General features: G+C 64.8%; 27 protein-coding genes. 15 read left to right on the top strand and 12 right to left on the bottom strand.

Annotation, left to right across the window (positions count from 1 at the left end; genetic code table 11):
- Nucleotides 1-21 precede the first annotated feature (21 nt).
- Entirely contained in the window at nt 22-666 is a 645-nt protein-coding gene (locus tag IEW02_RS01205) for a nitroreductase family protein (RefSeq protein WP_188542891.1), read from the top strand.
- On the opposite strand, the gene IEW02_RS01200 is transcribed toward IEW02_RS01205, so the two are convergent.
- Together IEW02_RS01200 and IEW02_RS01195 are read right to left on the bottom strand one after the other, a co-directional pair.
- The gene (locus IEW02_RS01200) at nt 667-1,896 is read right to left on the bottom strand and encodes a lipase family protein (protein WP_229745720.1); all 1,230 of its coding nucleotides are present in this window, start codon (nt 1,894-1,896) and stop codon (nt 667-669) included.
- 38 nt (nt 1,897-1,934) lie between these two features.
- Nucleotides 1,935-3,311: an FAD-binding oxidoreductase gene (locus IEW02_RS01195; RefSeq protein WP_188542890.1), complete on the bottom strand. Its 1,377-nt coding sequence runs from the start codon at nt 3,309-3,311 to the stop codon at nt 1,935-1,937.
- A gap of 113 nt (nt 3,312-3,424) precedes the next feature.
- Here IEW02_RS01195 and IEW02_RS01190 point away from each other — a divergent pair, with 113 nt between their 5' ends.
- Nucleotides 3,425-4,246 carry a class I SAM-dependent methyltransferase gene (locus IEW02_RS01190; RefSeq protein ID WP_188542889.1) on the top strand — a complete coding sequence of 274 codons (822 nt, stop codon included), beginning with the start codon at nt 3,425-3,427 and terminating at the stop codon, nt 4,244-4,246.
- Here IEW02_RS01190 and IEW02_RS01185 read toward each other — a convergent pair.
- Together IEW02_RS01185 and IEW02_RS01180 are read right to left on the bottom strand one after the other, a co-directional pair.
- Nucleotides 4,234-4,560 carry a branched-chain amino acid transporter permease gene (locus IEW02_RS01185; protein ID WP_188542888.1) on the bottom strand — a complete coding sequence of 109 codons (327 nt, stop codon included), beginning with the start codon at nt 4,558-4,560 and terminating at the stop codon, nt 4,234-4,236. The genes IEW02_RS01190 and IEW02_RS01185 overlap by 13 nt on opposite strands.
- A complete protein-coding gene (locus tag IEW02_RS01180; RefSeq protein ID WP_229745719.1) occupies nt 4,553-5,236 on the bottom strand; it encodes an AzlC family ABC transporter permease in 684 nt (227 codons plus the stop codon). Before IEW02_RS01180 ends, IEW02_RS01185 begins: the two co-directional genes overlap by 8 nt.
- An 80-nt stretch (nt 5,237-5,316) precedes the next feature.
- Between IEW02_RS01180 and IEW02_RS01175 the strand changes: the two genes are divergently transcribed.
- The 4 genes from IEW02_RS01175 (at nt 5,317) to IEW02_RS01160 (ending at nt 7,080) form a co-directional block, all read left to right on the top strand.
- On the top strand, nt 5,317-5,757 hold the full coding sequence (locus IEW02_RS01175; protein ID WP_188542886.1) for an Lrp/AsnC family transcriptional regulator: 441 nt from the start codon (nt 5,317-5,319) through the stop codon (nt 5,755-5,757).
- 14 nt (nt 5,758-5,771) lie between these two features.
- The gene (locus IEW02_RS01170; protein ID WP_188542885.1) at nt 5,772-5,948 is read left to right on the top strand and encodes a hypothetical protein; all 177 of its coding nucleotides are present in this window, start codon (nt 5,772-5,774) and stop codon (nt 5,946-5,948) included.
- A gap of 57 nt (nt 5,949-6,005) precedes the next feature.
- Entirely contained in the window at nt 6,006-6,596 is a 591-nt protein-coding gene (locus IEW02_RS01165) for a hypothetical protein (RefSeq protein WP_188542884.1), read from the top strand.
- A 61-nt stretch (nt 6,597-6,657) separates the two neighbouring features.
- On the top strand, nt 6,658-7,080 hold the full coding sequence (locus IEW02_RS01160) for a DUF6194 family protein (protein WP_188542883.1): 423 nt from the start codon (nt 6,658-6,660) through the stop codon (nt 7,078-7,080).
- Nucleotides 7,081-7,136: 56 nt separating this feature from the next.
- Here IEW02_RS01160 and dnaB read toward each other — a convergent pair whose 3' ends face one another.
- Nucleotides 7,137-8,525 carry a replicative DNA helicase gene (dnaB, locus tag IEW02_RS01155; protein ID WP_188542882.1) on the bottom strand — a complete coding sequence of 463 codons (1,389 nt, stop codon included), beginning with the start codon at nt 8,523-8,525 and terminating at the stop codon, nt 7,137-7,139.
- Between the two features lie 509 nt (nt 8,526-9,034).
- Here dnaB and IEW02_RS01150 point away from each other — a divergent pair.
- From IEW02_RS01150 to IEW02_RS01140, 3 genes are read left to right on the top strand one after another with little or no spacing between them, the layout of a single operon-like run.
- Nucleotides 9,035-9,682, top strand: coding sequence for a TetR/AcrR family transcriptional regulator (locus IEW02_RS01150; protein WP_188542881.1), 648 nt, complete (start codon nt 9,035-9,037; stop codon nt 9,680-9,682).
- 2 nt (nt 9,683-9,684) lie between these two features.
- Nucleotides 9,685-10,575, top strand: coding sequence for an ABC transporter ATP-binding protein (locus IEW02_RS01145; RefSeq protein ID WP_188542880.1), 891 nt, complete (start codon nt 9,685-9,687; stop codon nt 10,573-10,575).
- A complete protein-coding gene (locus IEW02_RS01140) occupies nt 10,572-12,167 on the top strand; it encodes an ABC transporter permease (protein ID WP_188542879.1) in 1,596 nt (531 codons plus the stop codon). The genes IEW02_RS01145 and IEW02_RS01140 overlap by 4 nt, the downstream gene beginning before the upstream one ends.
- 62 nt (nt 12,168-12,229) lie before the next feature.
- Here IEW02_RS01140 and rplI read toward each other — a convergent pair whose 3' ends face one another.
- The 4 genes from rplI to rpsF all read right to left on the bottom strand — a co-directional run bounded on the left by rplI (nt 12,230) and on the right by rpsF (nt 13,923).
- Nucleotides 12,230-12,685, bottom strand: coding sequence for a 50S ribosomal protein L9 (gene rplI / locus IEW02_RS01135; RefSeq protein WP_188542878.1), 456 nt, complete (start codon nt 12,683-12,685; stop codon nt 12,230-12,232).
- A 13-nt stretch (nt 12,686-12,698) separates the two neighbouring features.
- Nucleotides 12,699-12,941 carry a 30S ribosomal protein S18 gene (gene rpsR / locus IEW02_RS01130; protein ID WP_188542877.1) on the bottom strand — a complete coding sequence of 81 codons (243 nt, stop codon included), beginning with the start codon at nt 12,939-12,941 and terminating at the stop codon, nt 12,699-12,701.
- Between the two features lie 77 nt (nt 12,942-13,018).
- Nucleotides 13,019-13,567: a single-stranded DNA-binding protein gene (locus tag IEW02_RS01125; protein ID WP_188542876.1), complete on the bottom strand. Its 549-nt coding sequence runs from the start codon at nt 13,565-13,567 to the stop codon at nt 13,019-13,021.
- A 68-nt stretch (nt 13,568-13,635) separates the two neighbouring features.
- Complete coding sequence (rpsF, locus tag IEW02_RS01120) at nt 13,636-13,923, bottom strand: 30S ribosomal protein S6 (RefSeq protein ID WP_188542875.1); 288 nt, start codon at nt 13,921-13,923, stop codon at nt 13,636-13,638.
- A gap of 195 nt (nt 13,924-14,118) precedes the next feature.
- On the opposite strand from rpsF, the gene IEW02_RS01115 reads away from it, so the two are divergent.
- The 4 genes from IEW02_RS01115 (at nt 14,119) to IEW02_RS01100 (ending at nt 18,323) form a co-directional block, all read left to right on the top strand.
- Entirely contained in the window at nt 14,119-15,492 is a 1,374-nt protein-coding gene (locus tag IEW02_RS01115; protein ID WP_188542874.1) for a glycosyltransferase family 87 protein, read from the top strand.
- Nucleotides 15,489-16,064: a GNAT family N-acetyltransferase gene (locus IEW02_RS01110; protein WP_188542873.1), complete on the top strand. Its 576-nt coding sequence runs from the start codon at nt 15,489-15,491 to the stop codon at nt 16,062-16,064. Before IEW02_RS01115 ends, IEW02_RS01110 begins: the two co-directional genes overlap by 4 nt.
- 193 nt (nt 16,065-16,257) lie before the next feature.
- Nucleotides 16,258-16,605 carry a response regulator transcription factor gene (locus tag IEW02_RS01105; protein WP_229745717.1) on the top strand — a complete coding sequence of 116 codons (348 nt, stop codon included), beginning with the start codon at nt 16,258-16,260 and terminating at the stop codon, nt 16,603-16,605.
- 164 nt (nt 16,606-16,769) lie between these two features.
- Entirely contained in the window at nt 16,770-18,323 is a 1,554-nt protein-coding gene (locus tag IEW02_RS01100; protein WP_188542871.1) for an HNH endonuclease signature motif containing protein, read from the top strand.
- Between the two features lie 63 nt (nt 18,324-18,386).
- Here IEW02_RS01100 and IEW02_RS01095 read toward each other — a convergent pair whose 3' ends face one another.
- Nucleotides 18,387-22,085, bottom strand: a complete 3,699-nt coding sequence (locus IEW02_RS01095) for an nSTAND1 domain-containing NTPase (RefSeq protein WP_188542870.1) — start codon at nt 22,083-22,085, stop codon at nt 18,387-18,389.
- 106 nt (nt 22,086-22,191) lie between these two features.
- Between IEW02_RS01095 and IEW02_RS01090 the strand changes: the two genes are divergently transcribed.
- Entirely contained in the window at nt 22,192-22,506 is a 315-nt protein-coding gene (locus IEW02_RS01090; RefSeq protein WP_308933146.1) for a helix-turn-helix transcriptional regulator, read from the top strand.
- 9 nt (nt 22,507-22,515) lie between these two features.
- Here IEW02_RS01090 and IEW02_RS01085 read toward each other — a convergent pair whose 3' ends face one another.
- Together IEW02_RS01085 and IEW02_RS01080 are read right to left on the bottom strand one after the other, a co-directional pair.
- Entirely contained in the window at nt 22,516-23,628 is a 1,113-nt protein-coding gene (locus IEW02_RS01085) for a DUF475 domain-containing protein (protein WP_188542869.1), read from the bottom strand.
- Between the two features lie 126 nt (nt 23,629-23,754).
- Entirely contained in the window at nt 23,755-24,330 is a 576-nt protein-coding gene (locus tag IEW02_RS01080) for a TerD family protein (protein ID WP_188542868.1), read from the bottom strand.
- A 122-nt stretch (nt 24,331-24,452) separates the two neighbouring features.
- Here IEW02_RS01080 and IEW02_RS25030 point away from each other — a divergent pair, with 122 nt between their 5' ends.
- On the top strand, nt 24,453-25,646 hold the full coding sequence (locus tag IEW02_RS25030) for a hypothetical protein (protein ID WP_229745716.1): 1,194 nt from the start codon (nt 24,453-24,455) through the stop codon (nt 25,644-25,646).
- Nucleotides 25,647-25,662 lie beyond the last annotated feature (16 nt).

Below are 25,662 nucleotides of genomic sequence, written 5' to 3'. Positions count from 1 at the left end.
CGAATGGTGCATGATCGAGGTATGACTTTGGACTTGACTCTCGACGAGCTTCTGACCACCACGCGCACTGTTCGCAAGCGTCTGGACCTGACTCGCCCGGTCCCGATGGAGCTGATCAAGGAATGCCTCGAGATCGCGCTGCAGGCGCCGTCGGGCTCGAACCGACAGGGGTGGCAGTGGATCGTCGTCACCGATCCCGACGTCCGGGCCGCGATCGGCGCCATCTACGGTGACGTCGCCGCCAGATACCTGACCTCGAAGCACGGCGCCGGTGCGCTGTTCGCCGACGATCCGGCGCGTTCGTCGATCCAGAAGCGGGTCGGCACCAGCGCGGAGTGGCTCGGAGAGCACATGGGCGACGTGCCCGTTCTCCTGATTCCGTGCATCGAGGCCGGCGAGACCCTTCCGGCGGGGAACCAGGCGGGCCTGTGGGGCTCGTTGCTTCCCGCGGTGTGGAGTTATGCACTGGCGGCGCGAGCTCGTGGCCTCGGAACTGCTTGGACAACACTGCATCTCCAGCGTGAGGCAGAAGTCGCCGACATCCTGGGCATCCCGGCCACCTTCCACCAGGGCGCACTGATTCCGACGGCCTACTTCACCGGCGAGACGTTCAAGGTTGCTCCGCGCGACCCGATCGAGACGGTGCTGCACGTCGACCGATGGTGATCACTTCACGGTGAGGGTGCACTCGGTCGGCGTCGGCGCGCCGCCCAGACGCTGTGCGAGCCAATCGAATGCGCCCGGCGAGCCGGTGTCCTCGGCGATAGTGTGCTCGCCCGGAATCTCCTCGAGATGCACGACGGCGCCCTGTCCGCACCAGTCCCGGTACAGGTTCTCCGCGCCTTCCTTCGGTATGAGGAAGTCCTGAATGCCCTGGTAGATGTACACGGGGGCGTCTGGCTCGAGGGCGCCCATGCGATTTTCGTTCACGACTTTCTGCACGACGGGGTCGAAGAACGCAGCGGGATCGTTCTGCAGCGCAGCCTGATCGATCATGAAAATGCCGCTGTAGCTGAGGAAATCGGAACACTGATCGCGGTAGATCAGGGACAGACGCCGACCGTTGTCGTTGACGAACGCGTTGAGTTCCGGGTACTCACGCGCAAGTCCGAACGTCGCCGCCATGTACAGGCCCGCGCCGATGTGCCCGTTCAGTGACTGCCGCAGGATCGAATAGTCGGTCGGGGGGCCACCGAACGCCACACCGGCGATGTTCAGCTCGGGCGCGTACGACGGTGCGAGCTGCGCCGCCCATCCCGACGCGATGGCGCCTCCCGAATAGCCGGTGATACCGACCGGCGACGCCGGCGACAGTCCGGTCGCCTGGTCGTTCACCACCGCACGCAGTCCGTCGAGCACGGTGTGGCCTTCGACGCGGCCCGCCGAGTACGCCTGCCTGGGCCCCTGATAGTCGGTGACGACGACGGCGTAGTTGCGGTCGAGGAAGTTGTTCACCGAGTCGACCTCGGCGTTGGTGCCTCGAGGCAGCGTGTACGAGGGAGCGCACGCGTTGCCCAGTGAATCCGTCGCCGGATTGAACGACACGACGGGACGGGGGCCCGCGCCCCAGGGCGCCGTCGGCACCAGCAGCGTGGTGGCGGCGACGATCGGACGGTCCTTGGAATCCGTCGATCGGAACAGGTACTGGGTAGCCGTCACAGGCTGGGAGAGTTTCGGAACCGCCACGCTGCGTGTAGTGAACACCGTTCCTGGAGCGGCACTCTCGAAGCCGGCGGGCGCGTCGAAGAACGGATCACCCAGCGGGGTGGGTTCGTAGGACGCGGCATCTCGCGGCGGGCTCACGAAATCGCCGATCGGGTCTGCCGAGGCAACGCCGGACCCCATGGCCAGGGCTGCCACCGCAGCCACCACCGTTGCATGCTTGCGGAACTTCACGTGCTACCCCCCGGTCGGTCTTTCGCTGCTCTGGCGAACTATGCCAGCAACGGGATGACTTTTCCCGGGTTCATGATGCCGTGCGGGTCCAAGGCGTCCTTGATGCTCCGGTGCATGGCCATCACGACGGGGTCGAGCTCGGCCGCCAATCCGTCCATCTTGAGCAATCCGATCCCGTGCTCACCGGTCACGGTCCCACCCAGCTCGAGCGCCGAGTCGATGATGTCGGCAAACGCCGCCTGTGCCCGCGCGCGTGCTGCGTCGTCCCCCCGCGGCGTGATCAGCAGGGGGTGGAGATTGCCGTCGCCCGCGTGTGCGATGTTCGCGATGACTGTGTCGTGTCGCTCGGCGATCTGCTCGATGCGCGACAGCATCTCCGGCACAGCACGTTTGGGCACGCACACGTCCTCGGTGAGCACCGGGCCCAGTCGTTCCACGGCCGGGTAGGCCAACCGTCGCGCGGCGAACAGCGCGTCGGCCTCGTCCTGATCGGTCGAGTGCACGCTCCAGGTGGCGCCCGCTTCGGCGAAACACGCCCGCATCTTCTCGGCCTCGGCGTCGCCGACCTCGCCCGGCGTGTCGACCCGACCGAGCAGAACCACATTGGCGTCGACGGCCAAGCCCATGTTCTTCCACGCGTCCACCGCGAGCAGGCACTGCCGGTCGACCAACTCGAGTGCCGACGGTGTCAGTCCCGCGGCGGCCACGGCTTCGACGGCGCGGCCCGCGTCGACGATCGAATCGAAGTATCCGGCCACCGTCCGTTCCGGATCTCGCATGGGCCGCAGCTTCACGGTGATCTCGGTGACGATGCCCAGGGTGCCCTCGGATCCGACCATCAGACCCGCAAGGTCGTAGCCCGCAACGCCTTTCGCAGTTCTGCGACCGAGGCGGACCGTGTCGCCCGTTCCCGTCACCACCTGAAGGGCCAGCACGTAATCGCGGGTCACTCCGTACTTGACGCAGCAAAGTCCGCCCGCATTCGTCGCCACGTTGCCCCCGATAGTCGACCAGGGCGAGCTGGCAGGATCCGGTGGATACCAGAGTCCACGCTCGGCGCAGGCGGCTCGAAGATCGTCGTTGACCACTCCCGGCTGGACGACCGCAAGACGTTCGAGCTCGTCGATCTCGACGATGGACGACATGGCCTCCATCGACACGATCACACAGCCGCGCACCGAGTTGGCGCCGCCCGACAACCCCGTTCCGGCTCCGCGCGGCACCACAGGAACGGCGTGACGCGCGCAGAAGGCAACCACCGCGGCGACGTCGTCCGCGGTGCGGGGACGCACCACCGCCAGCGGCGCGTCGTACGCCGCCCACTCGGCCTCGTCGTGCAGGTAGGTCGCGACCACGTCCGGATCCGAGACGACCAGGTCCGACGGTAGAGCTGCGGTCAGTTCGTCGAGCAACATCCTTCGAGTATCACCCCGTGTCCGACACGGTCGCGTAGTGGACTACCCGTGACGGTCGGCGCCGGACCGGCGACGGTGGAGTTCCATTCGTTTTCCACCAGAGGAGTTCGGCCATGACGCAAGTGACCAGTCCGTCGTACAGCGACCTGAAGAGAGCACATCGTGCGATGTGGAATCTCGGTGACTACAACGCCGTCGCCACGGAGGTGATCCCCGAACTCGGCGCGGTGTTGACGTCGGCGTGCGGTGTCCGAGCGGGCCAGAAGGTGCTCGATGTGGCGGCAGGATCGGGGAATGCCGCCATCGAGGCTGCCGCAGTCGGCGCAGACGTGATCGCGAGCGACCTGACACCGGAACTCTTCGTCCACGGTCGCGCTCGGGCGGCGCAGCGAGGCGTCCACCTCGTGTGGCAGGAAGGCGACGCCGAGGCACTTCCGTACGACGACAACATGTTCGACGTCGTGATGTCCTGTGTGGGGGTCATGTTCGCACCCCACCATCACGACAGTGCCGACGAGTTGGTGCGCGTCTGCCGGCCGGGCGGAACGATCGGCCTACTGAGCTGGACCCCGACCGGATTCATCGGTCAGATGTTCGCGACGATGAGGCCCTACGCTCCGCCGCCGCCGCCCGGTGCGGGGCCTCCGCCGTTGTGGGGCAACGAGGCTCATGTTCGCGACCTGCTCGGTGACCGAGTCACCGGGGTCGACGTCACCCGAGAATCACTGGCCGTCGACGCGTTCGAGACACCCCAACATTTCGTCGACTACTTCACAGCCAACTACGGACCCACGATTGCGGTGTTCGCACGGCTCGCGGACCAGCCCGACCGGGCCGAAGCCCTCTATCGAGACCTCACCGACCTGGCCCGGCGCTTCATGACCGGCGGAATCATGAAGTGGCAGTATCTGTTGCTTACCGCTCAGAAGACGTAGTTGACGAGCGCCACGTAGAGCACCGTTCCGCCGATGATCGACAGCACGGCATTCTTCTTCCACAGGTGCACGCCGACTGTCGCTGCGACGGCAAGCACCTCGGGAATTCCGTGCGCCGGTGCGGCGATGCTCACGTCGCGCAGCGAGTAGAGGACCAGGATCGCCATGATGCCGGCCGGTAGGTACACACCCAGGTACGCCACGAGCGCAGACGACCGCAGCGGGCGCAACAGCGCGAACGGAACGGCGCGAAGAGCGAAGGTGGTTGCCGCCATGATCGCGATGGCCGACGCGATGTAGATGGTGTCAGGCATGGACGAGTTCCTTCCGGTTCGTTGACGCGTACCGGGCAGCGAGCAGAATCACGAACGCCCCCATGGCAATCGGCAGCATGTGATCCGGCGAGACCATCCGGGCGACCAACCCGCATGCCACGGCAGCGGTGGGTACCGCCCAGCCGCGCTGAGCCTTGATCGCGTCGATGGTCAAGACCACGAACAGTGCGGTGAGCCCGAACTCCAGACCGACGAGGTGGGCCGGTATCCACTGTCCTGCAATGGCACCGACCACGGCACCGGTGACCCAGTAACCGTGGAGACACAGCTGGGTCCACACCATCACGCGGCCCGTGAGCACCCGTCGATCTGCAGTGACGGACATGGCGTAGGCCTCGTCCGTGAGGGCGAACACGCTGTAGAAGCGGGCGATGCGTCCATCGACCCTGTCGAGCGGAAAGCTCAGCGCATAGAACACGTGCCGGAAATTGACGAGCAGGGCAGTCAGCGCGATGTAAGGAAGCGGGGTCATCGCGGCAACCAGTCCGACGGCGACGAACTCGAGCGAGCCGGCATAGATGAATGCGGTGAACCCCAACGCCCACAACGGGTTCAGACCGCTCTGCACGACGAGGATTCCCAGCGCTATACCGAGCGGGAAGAGACCGATGCCGACGGGCACGGACATGCGGAGGGCGGATTCGCGATCGGTCATGTCGAACAACATATAGCGGATCGGGCGGTGATGGATTGCTCGATCTGTCCCTACATACCGTTTTGAGCAATAATATTTCAATGGACTATCTCGACGACGCAATTCTGCACCACCTGCAGCAGGACTCCAGTCTGACCAACACCGAGCTGGCGGATCTGGTCGGTCTGACGCCGTCGCCGTGCCTGCGCCGCGTGAAGAAGCTCGAGGCGGACGGCGTCATCACCGGATACCGGGCCGTGCTCAGCGACAAGGCGCTCGGTCGAGGATTCCAGGTGATCGTGACCGCCGAGATCATCGTCAACGACCAGAAGACGATCGAGAAGTTCGAATCGCGCATCGCCGGCTTCGAGGAGGTGATCGAGTGTCACCGACTGTTCGGCAACCCCGACTACTTCATCAGGGTCGCGGTGCGGGATCTCCCGTCCTACGAGCGCTTCCTCGTCGAGAAGCTCAGTGGGTTGCCGGCCGTGGGACGGGTCACGTCGCTGATCTCGATGAAGACGATCAAGGGCGTGAACTGAGGCATGATCGACACATGAGCTCGAACAACCTCTTCGGCGGACCGCGCACCATCCTGGTGGTCATGCTCGTCGTCATCGTCGTGGCGCTGATCGCCGTCGCCGCGACCTTCCTCGTACGCGGGATCATGGGCCCGCCCGAGGGACCGCCGCCGGCGTCGGTCGTCACGACGACGTCCGAACCGGCGGGGTGAGTGTCGCGTCCGTCGAACGGAGGATATTGCCCGCTTCGTCCGGATGAAACCATCGCGATGTCGGACTTCGACGTCACCGGTGGAGGAAAAACATTGAGCAAGAGTAAGTTTCGCAGGGTTGCGGCGGTCGGCACGATAAGCCTGGCCTTCGCGTGCATGGCACCGGCACTCGCTTCGGCGCAGCCCACCCTCGGAAGTTCGACGGGAAGTGGCCTGATCGACGATCCGATCGGCACCATCCAGAGCGGCAGCGCTGCCATCGACCCGATCGGGATCGTGCAGGGCGGAATCGGCATAGTCGAGGACTACCTCGGAGGCGGCAGCAGTGGTGGCGGGACGCCGACGCAGCAATGCAACGAATCCACACAGGCCGGCGGCGAAGGTGTCACCGATACACTTCACAATCTGGGTCGAACCGGTCCGACGTCGTTCGTTCTGGCGTATGAAACCGAGTACGTTCCCGATCAGATCGAGGTGTTCTACCAGGGCGCACCGCTGTACAACTCGGGCTACGTCGGGGACAACCTGAACGAAGGCACCGGATCCGCCGTGGTCAACGTGCCGCCGGGAGTCGAATCGTCCGTACTCGTTCGAGTCACGGGACCGTCGGACACCGAGTGGAGCTACACCGTCAACTGCCCCAACTGATTTCGCGGGAGGCTCCCTTTCTCCTCTACGGGAGCCTCCCAGCCGGTGGATACTGGGACCCATGACTGTCGATGACATCGTCGCCCTGGTCGAGAAGCTGGACGGGACGCTGACACAGCGGCCGAGCGAGGGCGACGGTTCGCCGGAGCTCGCATGGGGCGATCTGTTCTTCTACTACTCACCGGACCACACGTTGCCCAGCAGAACGCAACCGTTCGCCACGATCATCACCAAGAACTACCCCGCCGACGATCGGTCCCACCTCGACCGACCCGGCGCCTTCCGCGTGAACATTGCCGCATCGAAAGACCAATCGCGTTCCCTCGCAGACGCTTCAGCAGATGACGTGCTTGCCGTCCACCCCACTTACGGGGCAGCCGGATGGGTCTGTGTCGTCAATCCCGGGCCCGACACCGAAGCGGATGTCCGAGATTTGCTCGTCTCCGCATACAGCGTTGCGAAGGCACGCCACGAACGGCGGTAGGTGAATCAAGTGCACTTGACCGCGGTCAGCGCGGTGAACTGCACCCGACTATGTTCTTACCCCCGCGCCATGTCCACGAACCTCGACAGGTGAAGCTGGTGTGCCACAGTGATTGTCGCGGTCGGACCGTTACGGTGCTTGCCCAGGATCAGGTCGGCCTCGCCGCCGCGCGGATCGTCGCGCTCGGTGGCGTCGGGGCGGTAGAGGAGGATCACCATGTCGGCGTCCTGCTCGAGCGAGCCCGACTCGCGAAGGTCCGAGACCATTGGCTTCTTGTCCGTACGTTGCTCGGGTCCACGGTTCAGCTGGCAGATCGCGACCACGGGAACCATGAGCTCCTTGGCGAGCAGCTTGAGCTGACGCGAGAAGTCCGACACCTCCTGCTGACGTGACTCGACCTTCTTGCCCGACGACATCAGCTGCAGGTAGTCGATGACGATGAGCTTGAGATCGTGCCGCTGCTTGAGCCGGCGAGCCTTGGCACGAATTTCCATCATGGTCAGGTTGGGCGAATCGTCGACGAAGAGAGGCGCTTCGGAGATTTCACTCATCCGTCGCGCGAGCCGCGTCCAGTCGTCGTCGGTCATCTTTCCCGACCGCATGTCACCCAGCTTGATCTTGGCTTCGGCAGAAAGGAGTCGCATCACGATCTCGGTGCGGCTCATTTCGAGGGAGAACATGACGCTCGCCATTCCATGTTTAATGGAGCAGGAGCGCATAAAATCCATTCCCAAGGTGGATTTGCCCACACCAGGCCTGGCCGCCACGATGATCATCTGACCCGGGTGCAAACCATTCGTCACCTCGTCCAATTCGGTGAAACCCGTTGGGACACCGTTGGACATACCGCCACGGCTCGCAATGGAGTCGATCTCGTCCATCGTCGGTTGCAGCAGTTCTTCGAGCTGAATGAAGTCCTCGGCTGTGCGGCGTTCGGTGACCTCGTACACCTCGGCCTGGGCGCGGTCGACGACTTCCGCAACGTCTTGGCCGTCGGCCCCGGCGTAGCCGAACTGCACGATGCGTGTCCCGGCCTCGACGAGGCGACGAAGAATCGCCTTCTCGACGACGATCTCTGCGTAGAAGGACGCGTTCGCGGCGGTGGGGACCGTCTGAGTCAGGGTGACCAAGTAGGGCGGACCGCCGATCCGGCGCAGCTCGCCGCGGCGGTCGAGTTCAGCGGACACGGTCACGGGATCGGCGGGATCACCACGGCCGTACAGATCGAGGATGGCGTCGTAGACCATCTGGTGTGCGGGACGATAGAAGTCGCCCGGACGCAGGACTTCGAGCACATCCGCGATGGCGTCCTTGCTGAGCAGCATGCCGCCCAGCACCGACTGCTCGGCGGCCATGTCCTGTGGCGGTTGGCGACCGAAATCCTCGCCCGGCGCCTCTGCAGGCCCCTGATAGTCGGAATGCCCTCGATCGTCCACAACTGCCACTGAAGTTCGCCGCCCTCTCGCCCGATCAAGATAAGAACCGACACAAACCCGGTCGGCTGCACGGCATTTCTACCGCGCAACTCCGACACGAATTCGGGCCCGACTCCCGAAGTCCACCGCTGCGATGGCATGCCGGAGGGACGCTATGTGGTCGGTCGACATCCCTCAAACCGGCCTGTGGATGAATCTGTGGAGCAATTGTGCATAGTGCTGGACGGCTGTGTTGACCATCTGTGGACAAACTGAGGATAACTTTTCGGTTTACCCATTGATCCGCAGCTCGGAGGGCATGTTGAAAAGTTGTTTGTTGTGCATAGATTTCGCTTCGGCGTGTCTCATGAGTTGACAGCTCGGGCGTGTTGGGTAAACGTCGCCTGAACGAATGCATGACGTGGGTCACAATCTTGGTAAATTCAGCCGAACCCGACTCGAAGTATGTTCCGTACTCCCGATTCCTACCCGGCGCCCACCCTTGCGCAACGACTGAACAACTGTTTAGCATCTTGAACATGCGATCAACACGGCCTCGAGACACCGGCGACCTCACCGCGGCAGCACGTATTCGAGACGCCGCAATCGACCGCTACGGGCGCGACGGCTTCACCGCGTCCCTCCGAGCCGTCGCCTCCGACGCCGGCGTCAGCGGAGCGCTCATCGTGCATCACTTCGGGTCCAAGGACGGACTGCGCGCCGCATGCGACGACCATGTTCTCGCCCTGCTCCGCGAAACCAAGAGCTCAGCACTGCGTAGCCCTGGAAACGCGTCACTGCTGCACCAACTCGCCGAGACGGACCGATACGCGCCCATGACGCTGTACATCGTGCGATCCCTCCAGGGCGGCGGGCGGCTGGCGGACGTCTTCTTGAAACGCATCGTCGACGACACGATCGAGTACATGGCCATCGGTGTCGAGACCGGACGCATCAAGCCGAGCCACGACCCACCCGCTCGGGCAGCGCTTCTGGCACGGATGTCGCTGGGAGCCCTCGTCGTCGAGGCCACACTGTCCGACGACCTGCTACGCACCGACTTCCCCCGCTTCCTCCGTGAGTACACCGATCGCTGGGCCGTTCCGACCCTCGAGCTCTACACGGACGGCGTGTTCGCCGACCGCACCCTTCTCGAACAAATCCGACCACAGAACGAAGAGCAATGACCATGACGTCCGCAATCGATGTCGACAATGTCGTGAAGACCTTCGGAAAGACCACCGCCCTCGACGGTCTCACCATGTCCGTCGAAAAGGGCGCTATCGCAGGCTTTCTGGGACCGAACGGAGCCGGCAAGAGCACGACCGTTCGACTCCTCCTCGGACTGCTACGCGCCGACTCCGGGTCGATCACCGTCCTGGGACGCGACCCCTGGAAAGATTCGGTCGCCCTTCACCGGCGTCTTGCGTATGTCCCGGGTGACGTCGATCTGTGGCCCACACTCACCGGCGGCGAGACGATCGACCTCCTCGGCCGGATGCGCGGCGGACTCGACACCGCCCGCCGAGACGAATTGGTGGACCGCTTCGAACTCGATCCACGAAAGAAGGCCCGCACGTATTCCAAAGGCAACCGACAGAAGGTTGCGCTTGTCGCGGCGCTGTCCGCCGATGTCGAACTGCTCGTACTCGACGAGCCGACATCCGGTTTGGACCCGTTGATGGAGCACGTCTTTCAAGAAACTGTGGTCGAGGTTGCACGCCGCGGCACCACGGTTCTGCTGTCGAGCCACATTCTCGCCGAAGTAGAGAAACTGTGCGACACGGTGACCATTCTTCGCGGCGGGCGCACAGTGCAATCGGGTTCGTTGAGCGACATGCGCCATCTCAGCCGAACACATTTCGACGTCGCGACGGAGTCGGATCCGGCCCCACTCGCCGACATTCCCGGAGTGCACAACGTGCGCCGTGACGGACGGAACATGACGTTCGACGTGGACCCGGACGCTTTGGCAGCCGTCGTCCGCACCGTGTCCGATCTCGGTGTTCGCGCGCTCACGAGCACCCCACCATCGCTCGAAGACCTCTTCCTGCGCGAGTACAGCGTGACCTCGAAATGAGCTCGTACACAGGCACTGTCGAACTCGTTCGACTGGGACTTCGAGCCGACCGAATTCGACTCACCGTGTGGATCGTCGCACTCTTTCTGTACCAGGTCGGTAGCACCGCATCGGTGAGATCGGTGTACGCCACCGCCGAAGACCGCCAAGCGCGCGCCCAACTGATCGCGTCACCCACCGCCTCGCTCCTGGCCGGTCCCGGGTACGGCCTCGACGACTACACGTTCGGCGCCATGTTCGAGAACGAGCAGGTGCAGTATCTGATCGTCGCGGTGGTCGTGCTGACGGTGAGTCTCGTTGTGCGCCATACACGCAAAGAGGAGGAGACCGGCCGTGCCGAGGTGCTTCGAGCGACCGTCGTCGGCTCACGCGCCATGCCGGCGGCCGCGTTGATCCTCGCCGCAGTGGCCGACGTCCTCGTCGTGATCGCTACCACGGCCGCGCTGGCGATCAGCGGTCTCGCCGTCGGACCCTCCTTCGTTCTGGCTGTCGGAATCGGGTTGACGGCGTTCGCTTTCGGTTCCCTCGCTGCCGTGATGGCTCAACTCACCGAACACGCGTCGACAGCGACGGGATGGACGCTGGTGCTGGCCGCCACGGCGTTCGCGCTACGCGCTCTCGGCGACACGAGGAGACGCGGCGGTGACGCGTGGTCGTGGGCTTCGCCGTTCGCCTGGGCGCAGCAGACCCGCCCGTTCGTCGACATGCGCGTGTGGCCCCTCGGACTGTTCCTGCTCGTCATCGTCCCCGCATGTGTTGCGGCCGTTGCCTTGTCGACTCGACGCGACGTCGGCGCCGGTGTTCTCCCCGTACGGGTCGGCCCCGCGCACGCGTCGTCGATGCTGGCCGGGCCGGTCGGACTGGCGTGGCGGCTCCAACGGGCCTCCGTCGCGGGGTGGACCGCCGCGCTGGGCCTGGCGGGTGCAGCGTTCGGGGGAGTCCTCGGTGCGGCACGAGACTCGCTGTCGGGAAACACGACGGTGACCGACCTGCTGCAGCGAGCGGGCGGATCACTCACCGACGCGTTCTCGGCCACCATTCTCTCGATCCTCGCGCTGGCCGTGGGTGCGTTCGCCGTGACGTCGTCGCTCCGCGCCGCGAGCGAGGAAACCGCGGGCCGGGCGGACACCGTGCTGACCACCGGCGTATCGCGCACCCGGTGGATTTGGTCGACGCTGTCGGTCACGATTGTCGCGAGCGGGGTCATGTTGGCGGTCGGTGGCCTGGCCATGGGCATCACCGCCACCGCATCGACAGGTGACCCCATGACCGGATCCGTTCTGGCGGGCGCACTCGTTTTCTTCCCGGCCGTACTGGTGATCGTGGGAGCCGCGGCACTCCTCGTCGGCATCTCACCCGATGCGGCGCGTCTGACAGGGGTGGTGATGACCTATTGCGCGATCGTGGGAATCGTCGGCGTGATTCTCCGAGTTCCGCAGTGGCTGTTGGATTTGTCTCCGTTTCAACACATTTCGAGGTTGCCCGGCTCCAGCGTGTCGTGGGCTCCGCTGATCGTTCTCGTCGTGTTGGCCGTCGTCACGGCGAGTGTGGGGACCGCGGCGCTCGAGCGGCGGGACATGCGAAGCAACTAGACGTGAGAAACGAAAGACCCCCGACTCCAGTGAGTCGGGGGTCTTTCGTCAGTACTCGAGAATCAGGATGCAGTGACATCCAGGACGAACGTCGCCGTCACGTCGGGGTGCAGAGCAACCGTGATGGTGTGCTTGCCCGTCGACTTGATGTGCGACTTCGGCAGCTCGACGCTGCGCTTGTCGACGACCGGGCCACCGGCCTTCTTGACGGCAGCGGCAACGTCGGACGCGGTGACCGATCCGAACAGCTTGCCCGAACCACCTGCGGTACGAACCGCGAGCGATACCGAGTCGAGCGCCTCGATGGCCTGCTTGAGCTCGTTGGCGTGCTCGAGACCGCGCACGGCGCGGGCTTCCTGCGCGCGGCGGATGCCCTCGACCTGCTTCTGGGCTCCACGGGTCGCGGTGATCGCGAGTCCACGGGGCAGCAGGAAGTTGCGGCCGTATCCGTCCTTGACCTCGACGGTATCGCCGGGTGCGCCGAGGTTGTCGACGTCAGCGGTGAGAATGAGTTTCATGTGTCTCCCCTTCTCAGCGGCCGGTGGTCGCGTAAGGAAGCAAAGCAACCTCGCGCGAGTTCTTGACGGCAATGGCGATGTCGCGCTGGTGCTGGACACAGTTTCCCGTGACACGGCGAGCGCGGATCTTTCCTCGGTCACTGACGTACTTACGCAGCAGCGTCGTGTCCTTGTAGTCGATCGTCGAGTTCTTTTCCTTGCAGAAGGCGCAAACCTTCTTCTTGATCACCTTGTCGCGCAACGGCGGTTTAGGCATGGTCATTCTCCATAACTTGGTTCATCGAACGCATGTGTGCGGGTAGGCCGGAGGCCGGCCGGATTTGTACCCGATTATCAGAACGGGGGTTCGTCGTCTCCGCCGTTGCGGCCGCCACCGAAGGAGCCCGACGCCTGCGGGGCACTGCCCCAAGGGTCGTCTCCACCGGAGTTGCCGCCGCCGGAAGGTCGGCTGGAACCACCCGATCCACCTGAGGAACCCGAGCCGCCGCCGAATCCGCCGCCTCCACCACCGCCGCCACGACTGGCCTTGTTGACCTTGGCCGTCGCATAACGGAGTGAGGGACCGATCTCGTCGACTTCGAGCTCCACGACAGTGCGCTTCTCGCCTTCACGTGTCTCGAACGAGCGCTGCCGAAGCCGCCCGGTCACGACCACCCGTGCACCGCGAGTCAGACTCTCGGCCACGTTCTCCGCAGCTTCACGCCAGATGTTGCAGCGCATGAAGAGTGCGTCGCCGTCTTTCCATTCGTTGGTCTGACGATCGAACGTGCGGGGCGTGGACGCAACCGTGAAGTTGGCGACCGCCGCACCGGCGGGAGTGAATCGAAGTTCGGGGTCGGCCGTCAGATTCCCGACGACCGTGATGACGGTTTCGCCTGCCATGGTTCCTCTTTCTGCTGAAAGTGCCAAAGGGTGTGAATGCCGCCCAGCCTAGGGCTGAGCACTGACAATCACTTGCCTTGACGCAGAACCTTGGTGCGCAGCACCGACTCGTTGAGACCGAGCTGGCGATCCAGCTCGGACACCGTGGCGGGTTCGGCGTTGATGTCGATCACCGCGTAGATGCCTTCGGTGTGCTTGAGGATCTCGTAGGCGAGACGCCTCTTTCCCCACACGTCGACCTTGTCGACCTTGCCGCCATCCTTGCGAATGACGTTGAGGAACGTGTCGAGCGACGGGGCGACGGTGCGCTCGTCCAGGTTGGGGTCGAGAATGACCATCAATTCGTAATGACGCATAAGACCTCATCACCTCCTATGGACTGTGAAACGGTCACGGACGTTCCGTGACAGGAGGGTCGTTGCGTCAGCAACCGGTCCAGGCTACAGGTCGCACCCCTGACCAGCGAAACCGGCCTTCGGCACGGGTGTGGAAAAGAGTGGCCCAGCACTCCTTTTCACGCCCGAGCGGCGCCGCCGCATAGTCTGATCCCCATGACGCCCCGAGCATCCGGCGCCTCCGTCGTCCTCGTGACGGCACTGAGCGTGCTGACGATCGTGCTCGGATACGTCAACAAGGCTCGGTGCGCAGGTCCCCCTTTCGACGAACTCGGGCGAAGCACCATGTTCGACACCATCAAGGATTCGGCGGTCTGCTACTCCGACATCCAGTTCCTCTGGCTCGACCGCGGTATCGACCTGCACCTGTTCCCGTACCTCACCGGCGGCATGACGGCGGACGGATCACTCGTCGGCGGCGCCGTCGAGTATCCGGTGCTCAGCGGTCTGCTCATGTGGCTCGGCGGACTCCCGTCCCACACCGATGCCGAGTTCCTCTTCTACTCGGCTGCCCTGCTCGCGCCGTTCGGCGTTCTGACGGCATGGATGCTCGGACGGCTCGCCGGCCGGACCGCCCTCGTGTGGTCGGCCGGGCCGGCGCTCGTTCTCTACGCGTTCCACAACTGGGAGCTACCCGTCGTCGCAACGTCCGTCGGGGCGGTCTACGTGATGACGACGCGGTTGCCGCTGCGTCTCCGATCCGCTTTTGCTGCAACACTTCTCGCAATCGGTTTCTGTCTGAAGCTCTACCCCGGTGCCTTCGTTCTGCCGCTTGCGCTGTTCGTACTGGTCGGCGGTGTCGCCGGTCGCGAGAAGCCCGATTCGGTCACCGGGCGCTACGACGTTGCCGGCGCCGTGTCCGTCGTCGGCATCGCGGCCGCCGTGGTCTCGATCGTCAACCTCCCCTTCGCCCTGTTCGGATACGACGGCTGGCGGGCGTCTTTCGCGTTCCAGGAGTCCCGGCAGGCCGACATCACGACCAACTCCATCTGGTACTGGGGTTTTCGCAAGCTGTACGTGTCCGGGTCGGACACGCCCGCAGTCGAAGCACTGCACGACGCGTCGTTCCAGGACATGGTGTCGATTGCGTCGCCGCTCCTCATCGTGGTCACGTTCGGTGTGGCGCTGTGGTTCGGCTGGCGGCGATATCGCGTCGAAGGCATGTACCCATGGATCGCGGTGAGCGCGGTGATGTTGTGCGGGTTCTTGCTGTTCCACAAGGTGCACTCGCCTCAATACACACTGTGGCTCGTCCCCTTCTTCGTCCTGTTGCGCGTGCCGTGGTCGCTGGTCGGCGCCTACCTCGTCGCCGACCTCTCGATGGGCATCGGCGTGTTCAAGTATTTCGCTGCGCTCGCCTCGGGTAACGACGCGAGCATGGAGGAGCCGTTCGTCCTCGCCGGCGTGTGGGGCCGAGCGCTCTTACTGTGCGTCCTGCTGGTGGTCTTCGCCCGAGCTCACCTGCGCACCCTCCCCGATGCCACACACAGAGAGTCGAAAGTTGAACGAGGACAGGAGCTTTCGGTATGAGTTGGGTTCCACACACTGCACTTCGTGGCACACACGTCGTCTTGGAGCCCTTGGTCGGTGAGCACGTCGACGAACTGCTGGCCGCCGCCGACGACCCAGCGATCTTTTCCTGGACGGGTAGCGTGATCTCCGACCGGAATTCCGCGGCGGCCTACATCGCGGCGGCCGTATCCGATACTCGACGACTGCCGTATCTGCAGCGCGACGCCGTGACCGGTGTTGCAGTCGGCACGACGTCCTACTACCAGGTCGACGACGTCAACCGGAGCCTCGCGATCGGGTACACGTGGCTGTCGACGACCGTTCAGGGAACGAAGATCAATCCGGAGTCGAAGTTCATGCTCCTCGAGCGAGCCTTCGAGGAGCATGGTGCGGCGCGCGTCGAATGGCACACCGACTCACTCAACGCACAGTCGCGGGCGGCCATCGCGAAGCTGGGCGCGCAGTTCGAAGGACTCCTTCGCAAGCACCGTCGACGGGTCGACGGGTCGTGGCGCACCACCGCACTGTTCGCCATGACCGACGAGGACTGGCCGACCGCGAAAGAGGCACTACGACGCCGACTGGCGTGATGCGGGTCCTTGAGCTGCGCTAACGACCTGTAACAAAACGTTCCAGGGGGTACGATCTGCTAGTTGAAGTTGCAACGTGGGCCATCTCGGTCGCGGCAACTGACATCGCCAAGCGGTCGGGGGACCGGACAAGGGGGATTCGGCTGTGCAAGCCGGGCGAGCCTTACGAACGAAATGGTTAACGCCTGTGTCTGTGCCGACGTCTGATGTCTTTCCACCACTCGATCCCTTGCCGTCGCTTCCGCAACCGCGCGTTCTCTCGCTCGCTCCTGAGCCCACCGGCGTTTCGGCGCGTGAGGTCATCGGTCTCCCGTCGCGGCCCAATCTCAGTGCTCGTGAGGTCGAAGTATTGCTGGCGTGGATTCGGTGCGATTCCAAACCGGCGGTGGCAGCGTCGCTCTTCCTCTCCCTGGGGACGGTCAACACTCACATGACCCGCATCCGGGCGAAGTACGCCGCGGTCGGACGACCGGCCCCGACGAAGGCGTCCTTGGTGGCCCGCGCGCTTCAGGACGGCCTGATCGACATCACCGAGTTGTAGCTTCTCCGGCCACTCGGGTCGAGGTAAATTTCGTTTGGCGTTCGAAATACGTTCCAGACGAACAGGTTAGAGGCGCAAATGTGCACCACCGTTTTGTGTCGGACCCCCTTGGTACATTCATCTCATCGTTCGAACACCAGTTCGACAGTGGGTCCGGGGGGATCATGATCACCGACTACGCGCAGCACTTGACCACCATCGAGGAACACCTCTGCGTTCTCGCCGCGTCGAACACCGCCCTCGGGGAGAACGAGCAGCGCGCCGAGTTGATCCGCCGCCTCGACACCCTCGCCAACCGCGCACTCGCGTTGCAGTACCCGCTGATCCAGCAACTCACCGAACAGCCCGGCTATGTGTCGTCCGGGCTGACCAAGACGAACGACATCATCGTCGACCTCACCCGCTGCACCCCGCGCGAAGCGAACCAACGCCGCAACCGGGCCCGCGACGTCACCGTGACCACCACCCCCGCCGGTGTCCCCGTCGAGCCGCAGCACCCCCGCCTGTGCGCCGCGGTCGCCGACGGGGCCGCGAACCGGCAGCATCTGAAGGTCATCGACGATTTCCGCCGTTACCTCGCCCGCGCCGACACCGACAGCGTCGACCCCAACGACCTCGCTCACGCCGTCGACGCTCTCGGGTACCTCACCCGCCACCTCACCGCCGACGAATTGGCCCTCGCCGCCCGCGAGTACTCCGAACGACTCCTCCCCGACGGGATCCCCGACAACGACACCAAAGACGTTGCGTTCCTGACCATCTCACCCCAACGCGAGGATGGGCTGCGCCGCATCGTGGGGTTGATCGAGGCAGAACTGCACGCCTACCTCGAACCGTACATGGCCAAATACTCCGCTCCCGGCATGCTCAACCCCGACGACGCAACCCCGATCACCGACCCCGAACCCGACAGTGGCGCCGATGCCGATGCCGAGTCGGACGACGACAGGCGAGCGGGTGCTGCCGATGACGACGACGAGTCGGGCGACGACGCACGAGCCGGGACCGACGAGCACGGGGACGGGGTGCCCGGTGACCGTGAACCACCCGCTCCCGAATCCGCCGAACAGCAGGCCCGCCGCGACACCGCCGCCGCCCGCGACACCCGCACCGCCGGAAAACGACGCCACGACGCACTCAAATTCGTCCTCCGCACCGCACTGATGTCGGGGAAGTTTGGCACCCACCGCGGCATCCCCGTCTCCGTGGTCATCACCACCACCCTCGCCGACCTCGACAAAGCATGCGGTTACGTCCGCACCGGTGGCGGCACCCGACTCACCCGAGACGACCTGCGACGCATGGCTACCCACAGCGACAACTACCTCGTCGTGTTCGACGAACACACCCGCAAACCGTTGTACTTCGGCCGCACCCGCCGCACCGCCTCACCCGAACAGCGCTACGTCCTGCACGGCCTCGACCGCGGCTGCACCTTCCCCGGCTGCACCGGCACCGCCTACTACAGCGAAGCGCACCACCGCATCGACGACTGGGCCGACGGCGGCAACTCCGACGGCGACGCCTTCGCCTTCGCCTGCCCCAAACATCACCGCCTGCACGGAACCGAACCCCACCAGTTCCGCACCTCCGTCGCCCCACCGGAACACCCCTACCCCGGTCGAACCCTCTGGCACCACAACACCGCCGACCCCACCATGAGCCACGGCCGCATCAACCACGCCCACCACCCCGAGGAATACCTCATCACAACCTGAACCCCGACAACACGACTCAGCCCCGACCGGAACCACCGGTCGGGGCCAGAAGTCGTGCAAGCGTCAGCAAGGCGGGTCGTAGTCGACCCCGGGTAGGAGGTCGTTCCACTCGTCCTCTGTGAGAACAGAACCCGCTCTACCGCAAAGGAAATCGACAGCCTGATCGACCTTCGTTCGCCAGAGGTGGATGCGTGCGCTGTCGCCTCCGCCGGCCACCACGTCGCCCCCTGCAAGGAATGCAGGGTCGTTGATGCGGGCCTGTGCTGCCGTCAGGGTCGCGATCGGCACCGGATCGCTACGATCGTTCACGTCCCACAGCACGAGCGCGTCGGTCGATATCCCGGCCGCGAGCGACGTCCCGTCGGGGGAGAAGGCCACGGACATCACCGCTGCCGTCGTTCGGGCCGATCCCTGCGGACGCGGTTGTCGCGGATCCTGGACGTTCCACAGCCGAACCGACCGGTCGCTGCTTCCTGCTGCGAGCGTGGTCCCGTCTCGACTGAATGCGACGGACGAAGCGTCGGCGTCGAATCCGCTTACGGTGGCGATACGAGTTGGGGAGCCCGGATCGCTCGTGTCCCACAGCTCGACTGCCTCCGACGACGTGGCGATCGCCAGCAGGGGTGCAATTGGATTGTAGGCCAGCACTGTTGGTAGTCCGAGCACCACGAACGACGCTAACCGGCGTGGTTGCTGCTCGTCCGCAACCGACCACAGAGCGACGTCGGAGGCGTTCTGTCCACTCACCGCCAGCGTGTCGGCCTCACGATCGAACGAGAGTGATGCCGTGAGGGTCTGCACGGCATTCGAAACCGAGCCGGTCGGTCGAATACTCGCCTTGTCGGACGTGTCCCACAGCTGAAAGCCGCCCATATCGGTTCCGACAACAGCGAGATCACCATCCGACGACAGGGCCGACGCGCCGGTCAGACGGCTACCAGGCGTCGGCGCAAGAAGTGGTGCTCTCAGGACAGGCCTGTCGATGTCGGACAGGTCCCAGAACTGGGCACCCGACCCTCGTACTCCGGCCCCACCGATCAGCTCCCTCCCGGCGGCGTCGGACGGATTGGTGAACACTTTGTCCCCGGCGTCACTCAGTACGGGTCCGGGGAGTGACCATCGTCGGATAGTGCCGGCCTCGTCTCCGGTAACGAGATCGCCTGTAGAGGAATCGAATTGCACGCTCGTCACCGTGGCCGGTCCGGGCAGGGTCGTAGCTCCCGCTCCGATGTTTCGGGTGTTCCAGACCCGAGTAGTGAGGTCCGTGCTGCCACCGGCGATGAACTCGTCGTCGCCACTGAAGGCCACGCTGTTGACATAGCCCGTGAAGCCCGAAAGCGCGGGTTGCTCGACCATAGCGCCCGTTGCCGTGACGGCCCATCGCCTGATCTGGCGTCCGGTCGTGCCGGCGATGATGGAGTCACCCGCTGACGAGAAATCAAGTGCAAGAATATTGTTCGTGGAGCCATCCGGCGGTGTGTCGACCACGAGACGGTCGGTCTCCGTTGTGCTCCAGACTCGCATGCTCTGACCGGAACCTGTGGCGACCAGAAAGCGTCCGTCCGGACTGTTCGCTACCACGGTCCTCGTGCTCGACGGCAGCTGCAACGGCGGAAGAGCCACGGGGTCGCTTTCGGGCCCGACATCGAACCGAAGAATGTCCGGTCCAGCGGTGCCGACGGTGAGTTGCCGGCCATCCGGTGAGAACGTGAGTCCTACAACCGAACTCGTCGTCGATCGACTCCACAGTACCTGCGGGTCGGAGCCGTTGGAAACGTCGACCAAGTGAACGCCCGACGCGGTACCCACGACCAACGTCGACCCATTCGGACCGAACGATAGCGAATAGACGGGGACATCGATGCCGACCGTGAAACGGCCGAGGGAATCGAACTGGTCACCGAGCGAGTACATTTCGACATCACCGGATCCGCGGCCCACCGCCACCATAGACGCGGTAGGTGAGACCGCCAGGACGGAGCTTCCGTCGCTCGCGAGTAGTCGTGAGGGCGCTCTGACCCCGGTCGAATCGAGCAACGTGGACCGAGCCTCGTACGTCGGGGATCTTCGATATGCAGCGACGGCCAACTGAGCCGCCACACCGGGGTCCCGCTCGCGAAGTGCGAGAGCCTGCGCCACGATCTGCCTCGACTCCGCTTGCGCTCGAGCAGCATCCGCCGCCATCCGCTCGTCCAATGCGTCCGACCGGGCGACGAAGGCGGTCACGGCCAACACGACCGCTACTACCGTCGCCGCAGCCAGCGCGCCGACCAGACGGCGACGGGTTCGGGCACGTCGGCGTTCCACCTGGGCATCGTTGTGAAGACGAATGCGACTGTCGTCCAAAAACTCTCGCTCGACCGAGTTGAGATCCTCGGTCCGATCGCCGGTCCCGAGCAGCTCGTCGTAGAAGCCGAGTCGGCTCGCACCGAGAAGCGCACTCGGGTCTCGTCCCGACTCGGTCCAGACTCCGACTGCCTGGGTCAGGATCCGGTGGTTGACGAACCAGGCACGGTCCGCGTCGATCCATTCCCGCAAACGAGTCCAGACGGTCAGGAGTGCCTCGTGGGTGACATGGACGACGTCTTCGTCGACAGTCAGTAGTCGTGCGTCGGCAAAGCGTTGCAGCAGAGCAAGATCCGAACCTTCTCCGGAGAGTTCTGCCAGGGGCATACGCCGACGCGTGACGGTGTCCCCGTCGATCGTCACGAGCCGCAGAAGAACGCGTCGCACCCGCGTTTGCTCGGCCGGTGACAGAGTACCGAACACTTCTTCGGCGCTCTGTTGCACGGCGCCGCTGATGCCTCCCGTCGCCCGGTAGTCCGCGACGGTGAGGGTCGGCGTTCTCGCTCGCTGCCAGGTGCCGAGGAGCGCGTGCGAGAGGAGCGGGAGAATCCCGGGCTCGGACGCGAACGTCGATCCGGCGGGGATGAGGTCGCCCAGCAGAACGTCGACCAAGTCGTCCTCCACTGTCGCGCCGGCCTTGCGCGCCGGACCGATGATGACCTCTCGCATGTCCTCGGCAGACATCGGACCCACGACCAGAGGCCCTGCGGAGAGCGCCCGGAGCAGAACGGGTTCGGCCAGGGCGGACGCGTAGAAATCCGCCCGCAGTCCGACCACCACCACGGCACCGGCGGCGAGCCGGTCCAGATACGAGCTGCGCTCGTCGCTTCCGAACTCCGGACTCCACAGCTCCTCTGCCTGATCGACGATGAGGACCGGGGCCGTAGCGGTAGGGAAAGGCAGTGACGGCCTGGTGATCACGGCGTCGACATCGAGCGCGGCAACCAGGCCCGCGCGTAACAACGACGACTTCCCGGATCCCGACGCACCGGTCACCACGATCACCCGCGACGCGTCACCGGATCGGGCAACCTCGACTCGGGCCAGCAGGTTGGACACGACGTCTTGACGGCCGAAGAACCAGTCGGCGTCCTCCGGCTCGAAGCTGTCCAGACCCTTGTACGGGGTCTCGTCGGGTCGTTGCGCCGCCGGCCTGCGCACTCGAAGAACCGCGTCCCACCACCGAGCCTGCTCGGCGTCGTCGATCACGCCGCACGCGGTGAGCAGTGAGAAGAATGCCTTCGAGTTCTGCGGCGTCGGAACGTGCCGTCCGCTGTACCACCCGCCGAGCGTGGCGAGGGAGCCGCCGGAGCGCTCGACCACCTGCCGGATGGTCAGCGACCGCTCTTCACGGAGCGTGACCAAAGCTCGCGCGAACTGTTCTCTCGACGTGATCGAGCTCGGTGAGTCCCCCACGAGACAGGACTATATCGGCAGGTCAGCGCATCGCGCTCTGTTCGGACCCTGTTCGGAGGTGGTCGCTCGCCTGGCCCCTGCGCCGAGCCCGTTTCAGGATCGGTGAGTGTCGAACCAACCGGACGGTCGCGTACTGAGGTTGCCCACCGCAGATCTCGAGTCGGTGGCCCGCACCGATCCCGACCCAAGCCTCCCTCGCCCGACGCTCAGCGCACGGGAGATAGAGGTGATGCTCGCGTGGTTTCGGTCGGATTCCAAGGCCGGCGCCGCGCACCAGCTCTACATCTCCATCGGCACCATCAACACCCACATCGCCCGCATTCGCAACAAGTACGCATCGGTTGGCCGTGCGGCGCCGACGAAGGCAGCACTGTTCGTGCGGGCCCTGCAGGACGAACTCACCACTCTCGACGAGTGGTGAACGCAGAAGTCAGGCTTTCTCGAGCTCGACCTCGGCGGTGCCGCCTTCGGCTTCGATGCGCTTGTTGCGGCGCACGCTGGACCAGAAGGACAGACCGATCAGCACGACGCCGACGAGGCCGGTGATGATCTCGTTGATGTGCACACCGATGGAGACGAGCAGGATGGTGGCGAGGGCGCCGATGGCCCAGTGCGCGCCGTGCTCGAGGTACACGTAGTCGTCGAGGGTGCCCTTGCGGACCAGGAACACCGTCAGCGAGCGGACGAACATCGCGCCGATGAAGCCCAGGCCCAGAGCGATGATGATCGGGTCGGCAGTGATGGCGAACGCGCCGATGACACCGTCGAAGCTGAACGAGGCGTCGAGCACCTCGAGGTAGAGGAACAGGAAGAACCCGGCCTTGCCGGTGGCCTTCGCCAGATCGGACGGCCCGCTGGAGGCCTCTTCGTCCTCGTCCTCACCCGGGATGTGGAACAAGTTGCCCAGACCGTTGACGGCGATGTAGGTGACCATGCCCAGCACACCGGAGACCATGACGGTGGAGATCTTCTCGTCCTCGGCGAGGAACTCCGCGGTGAGCACCAGCAGCACACCGGCGACGACCACGGCGAGCATGTCGAGCTTGCCGGCCTTCTGCAGCGGCTTCTCGATCCAGGACAGCCAGGTGTGTTCACGCTCTTCGAAGATGAAGCCGAGGAAGAGCATCAACAGGAACATGCCACCGAACGCGGCGATCTGCGGGTGCGCGTCGGTGATCAACGTTTCGTACGAGGGGTCACCGTTGGGGAAGTACGGGGCGTCGTCGGCCGGCGGGTTCAATGCCAGATCGAGCGCGGCGACCGGGCCCAGACCCGATGCGGCCCACACGATGACCAGCGGAAACACCAGGCGCATGCCGAACACGGCGATGATGATGCCGATGGTCAAGAAGATCTTCTGCCAGAACTCGCTCATCCGGCGCAGGACGGTGGCGTTGATGACGGCGTTGTCGAAGGACAGCGACACCTCGAGAATGCCGAGGATCACCACCAGGGCAACCGCTTCCCAGCTGCCGTATACGAACGCCACGATGATCGAGACGATCGTCACGGCGATCGAGAAACCGAAAATGCGGAGAACCACGGTGGATGTGGCCTTTCTGGTCGGACGTACATCCCTGACACAGACGTCAGGGGAGAGCCCGAAGGTGCGGACTCTCCCCTGACGTGAGCAGAGATGTCTTGGCGAGAAGTTTACTCGCTGTTGGAGCTAGACGTTCACTCCGAAGTCGCGAGCGATCCCGGCCAGGCCGGACGCGTAGCCCTGGCCGACAGCGCGGAACTTCCACTCGGCGCCGTTGCGGTAGAGCTCACCGAACACCATGGCGGTCTCGGTGGACGCGTCCTCGGAGAGGTCGTAGCGCGCGAGTTCGGTGCCGTTCGACTTGTCGACGACGCGTATGTACGCGTTGCGGACCTGGCCGAACGACTGCGATCGAGCATCCGCCTCGTAGATCGACACCGGGAAGTTGATGGTCTCGATGTTCGGCGGAACGGCGCTGAGTTCGACGTTGATGACCTCGTCGTCGCCGTCGCCCTCGCCGGTGGTGTTGTCACCGGTGTGCTCGATGGAGCCGTCGGGGGACTTCAGGTTGTTGAAGAAGACGAAGTGCTGATCGCTGACAACCTTCTTGTCGCCGCCGAGCGCGATGGCGCTGGCGTCGAGGTCGAAATCCGTTCCGGTGGTGGTGCGGGTATCCCAGCCGAGGCCCACCGATACGGCGGTGAGGTTCGGTGCAGCTTTGGTGAGGGAGACGTTGCCACCCTTGGTCAGGCTGACGCCCATGGAAAGGTCCTTTCGGTTCGGCGTGCGCGTGTTCGAGCTGTGTCCGCTTCGGTCATACACGAAACGACCGCCGAGTCCGTGAGGTTCCCGCCGGTAATTTCACTGTCCGTAATATCGATGCGGTGGTGACAGAACGCTGGCCGGGGCGATTCTCCCGCGGCGCCGAACGTGACGCAGCGGTCCGTCGCGTTCGAGACGATGCGGTCGCCGCGTTCCTCGACATGGACAAGCGTCAGTCCATAGCGTCATCCGGTGTCGACGCCATCGAGTCGTTGACTCCCGATCGCAGCCTGCGGGCCAGGTGGGCGCCGGTCGAGGCACAGTGTTTCGACGCCGGCGCCGACTACCTGTCCGCCACGGAGCGATCGAACACCGAAACCACCGAGCAGTCCTTCAACGCAGTCGTCACTGCGGTGTTGGCGCTCGGTGAGGCGAGCCACGCCGTCGACAGCTTCTACGACGCACACCGTGCGCAGCTCGAACACGCGACGCAGGCGATGGCCGCGGTACCCCGTATCGGTCAGGAGGCGAAGGCGCAGGCCGACGTCGTACTCGCGACCATCGACGCGTCGCGACCCGAGCACACGTACCGCTCGGTGGTAGCCGCCCGCGATCGGCTGCTGGGTGAGTTGCTGCTGCTCCAGAACGCGAGCAGCGCCCAGGCGATCAAGGACATCGCCGCTCGCATCCGAGACGAGACAGCCGCGCTGCGCACGGCACTGGCCGAGGCTCCGGCCAAGGCATCCGCAGCCCAACACGCCCTGGCGTCGGTGCGTACGCGACTGCAGGCGGTGGAGACCAAGGCGGACGGAATCGGGCCGGCGTTCTCGGCCCTGCTACGTGAGTTCGTCGCCGCGAGCAGCACCGACCTCGCACGTGCTCGCGAGGTCACCGACGAACACATGCGCGAAGCGCAGGCCGACATCGACGAGGCGCGCAGCGCCGAGCGAGCCGGGGTCCCTGAGCAGGCGCTGGATCTCGTCACCCGAGCGCGCGCGCATCTCGGCGACGCCGAGGCACAGATCAACGCGGTCGTCGGTCGGCTCGCCCGGCTGCGCGGTGTGCGCGACGACCCGTCGAGCGCCGACCGCGCCGTGCGCTTCGCACTCCGCGACGCGCAACTCCTTGCGGTCGACCGCGGTCTGGTTGCCGAATGGGGTTCGGTGCTGGATGCTCAGCTCGCGCGCATGGAACGGGCAAACCACACCTTGGACATGGGCCGGCCCGACTACTGGTCGTACCTGCAGGAGATCGATTCGATCAGCGAATTCATCGCCGGTGTGGTCGATCGAATGCGTGGACGACACGATCACTGATATAACCGCCAAGCCG

Source organism: Rhodococcoides trifolii (assembly GCF_014635345.1).
GTDB classification, from domain to species: Bacteria; Actinomycetota; Actinomycetes; order Mycobacteriales; family Mycobacteriaceae; genus Rhodococcoides; species Rhodococcoides trifolii.
Note: the sequence above shows the minus strand (reverse complement) of the source record. Positions and strands in the feature narration are given on the sequence as shown.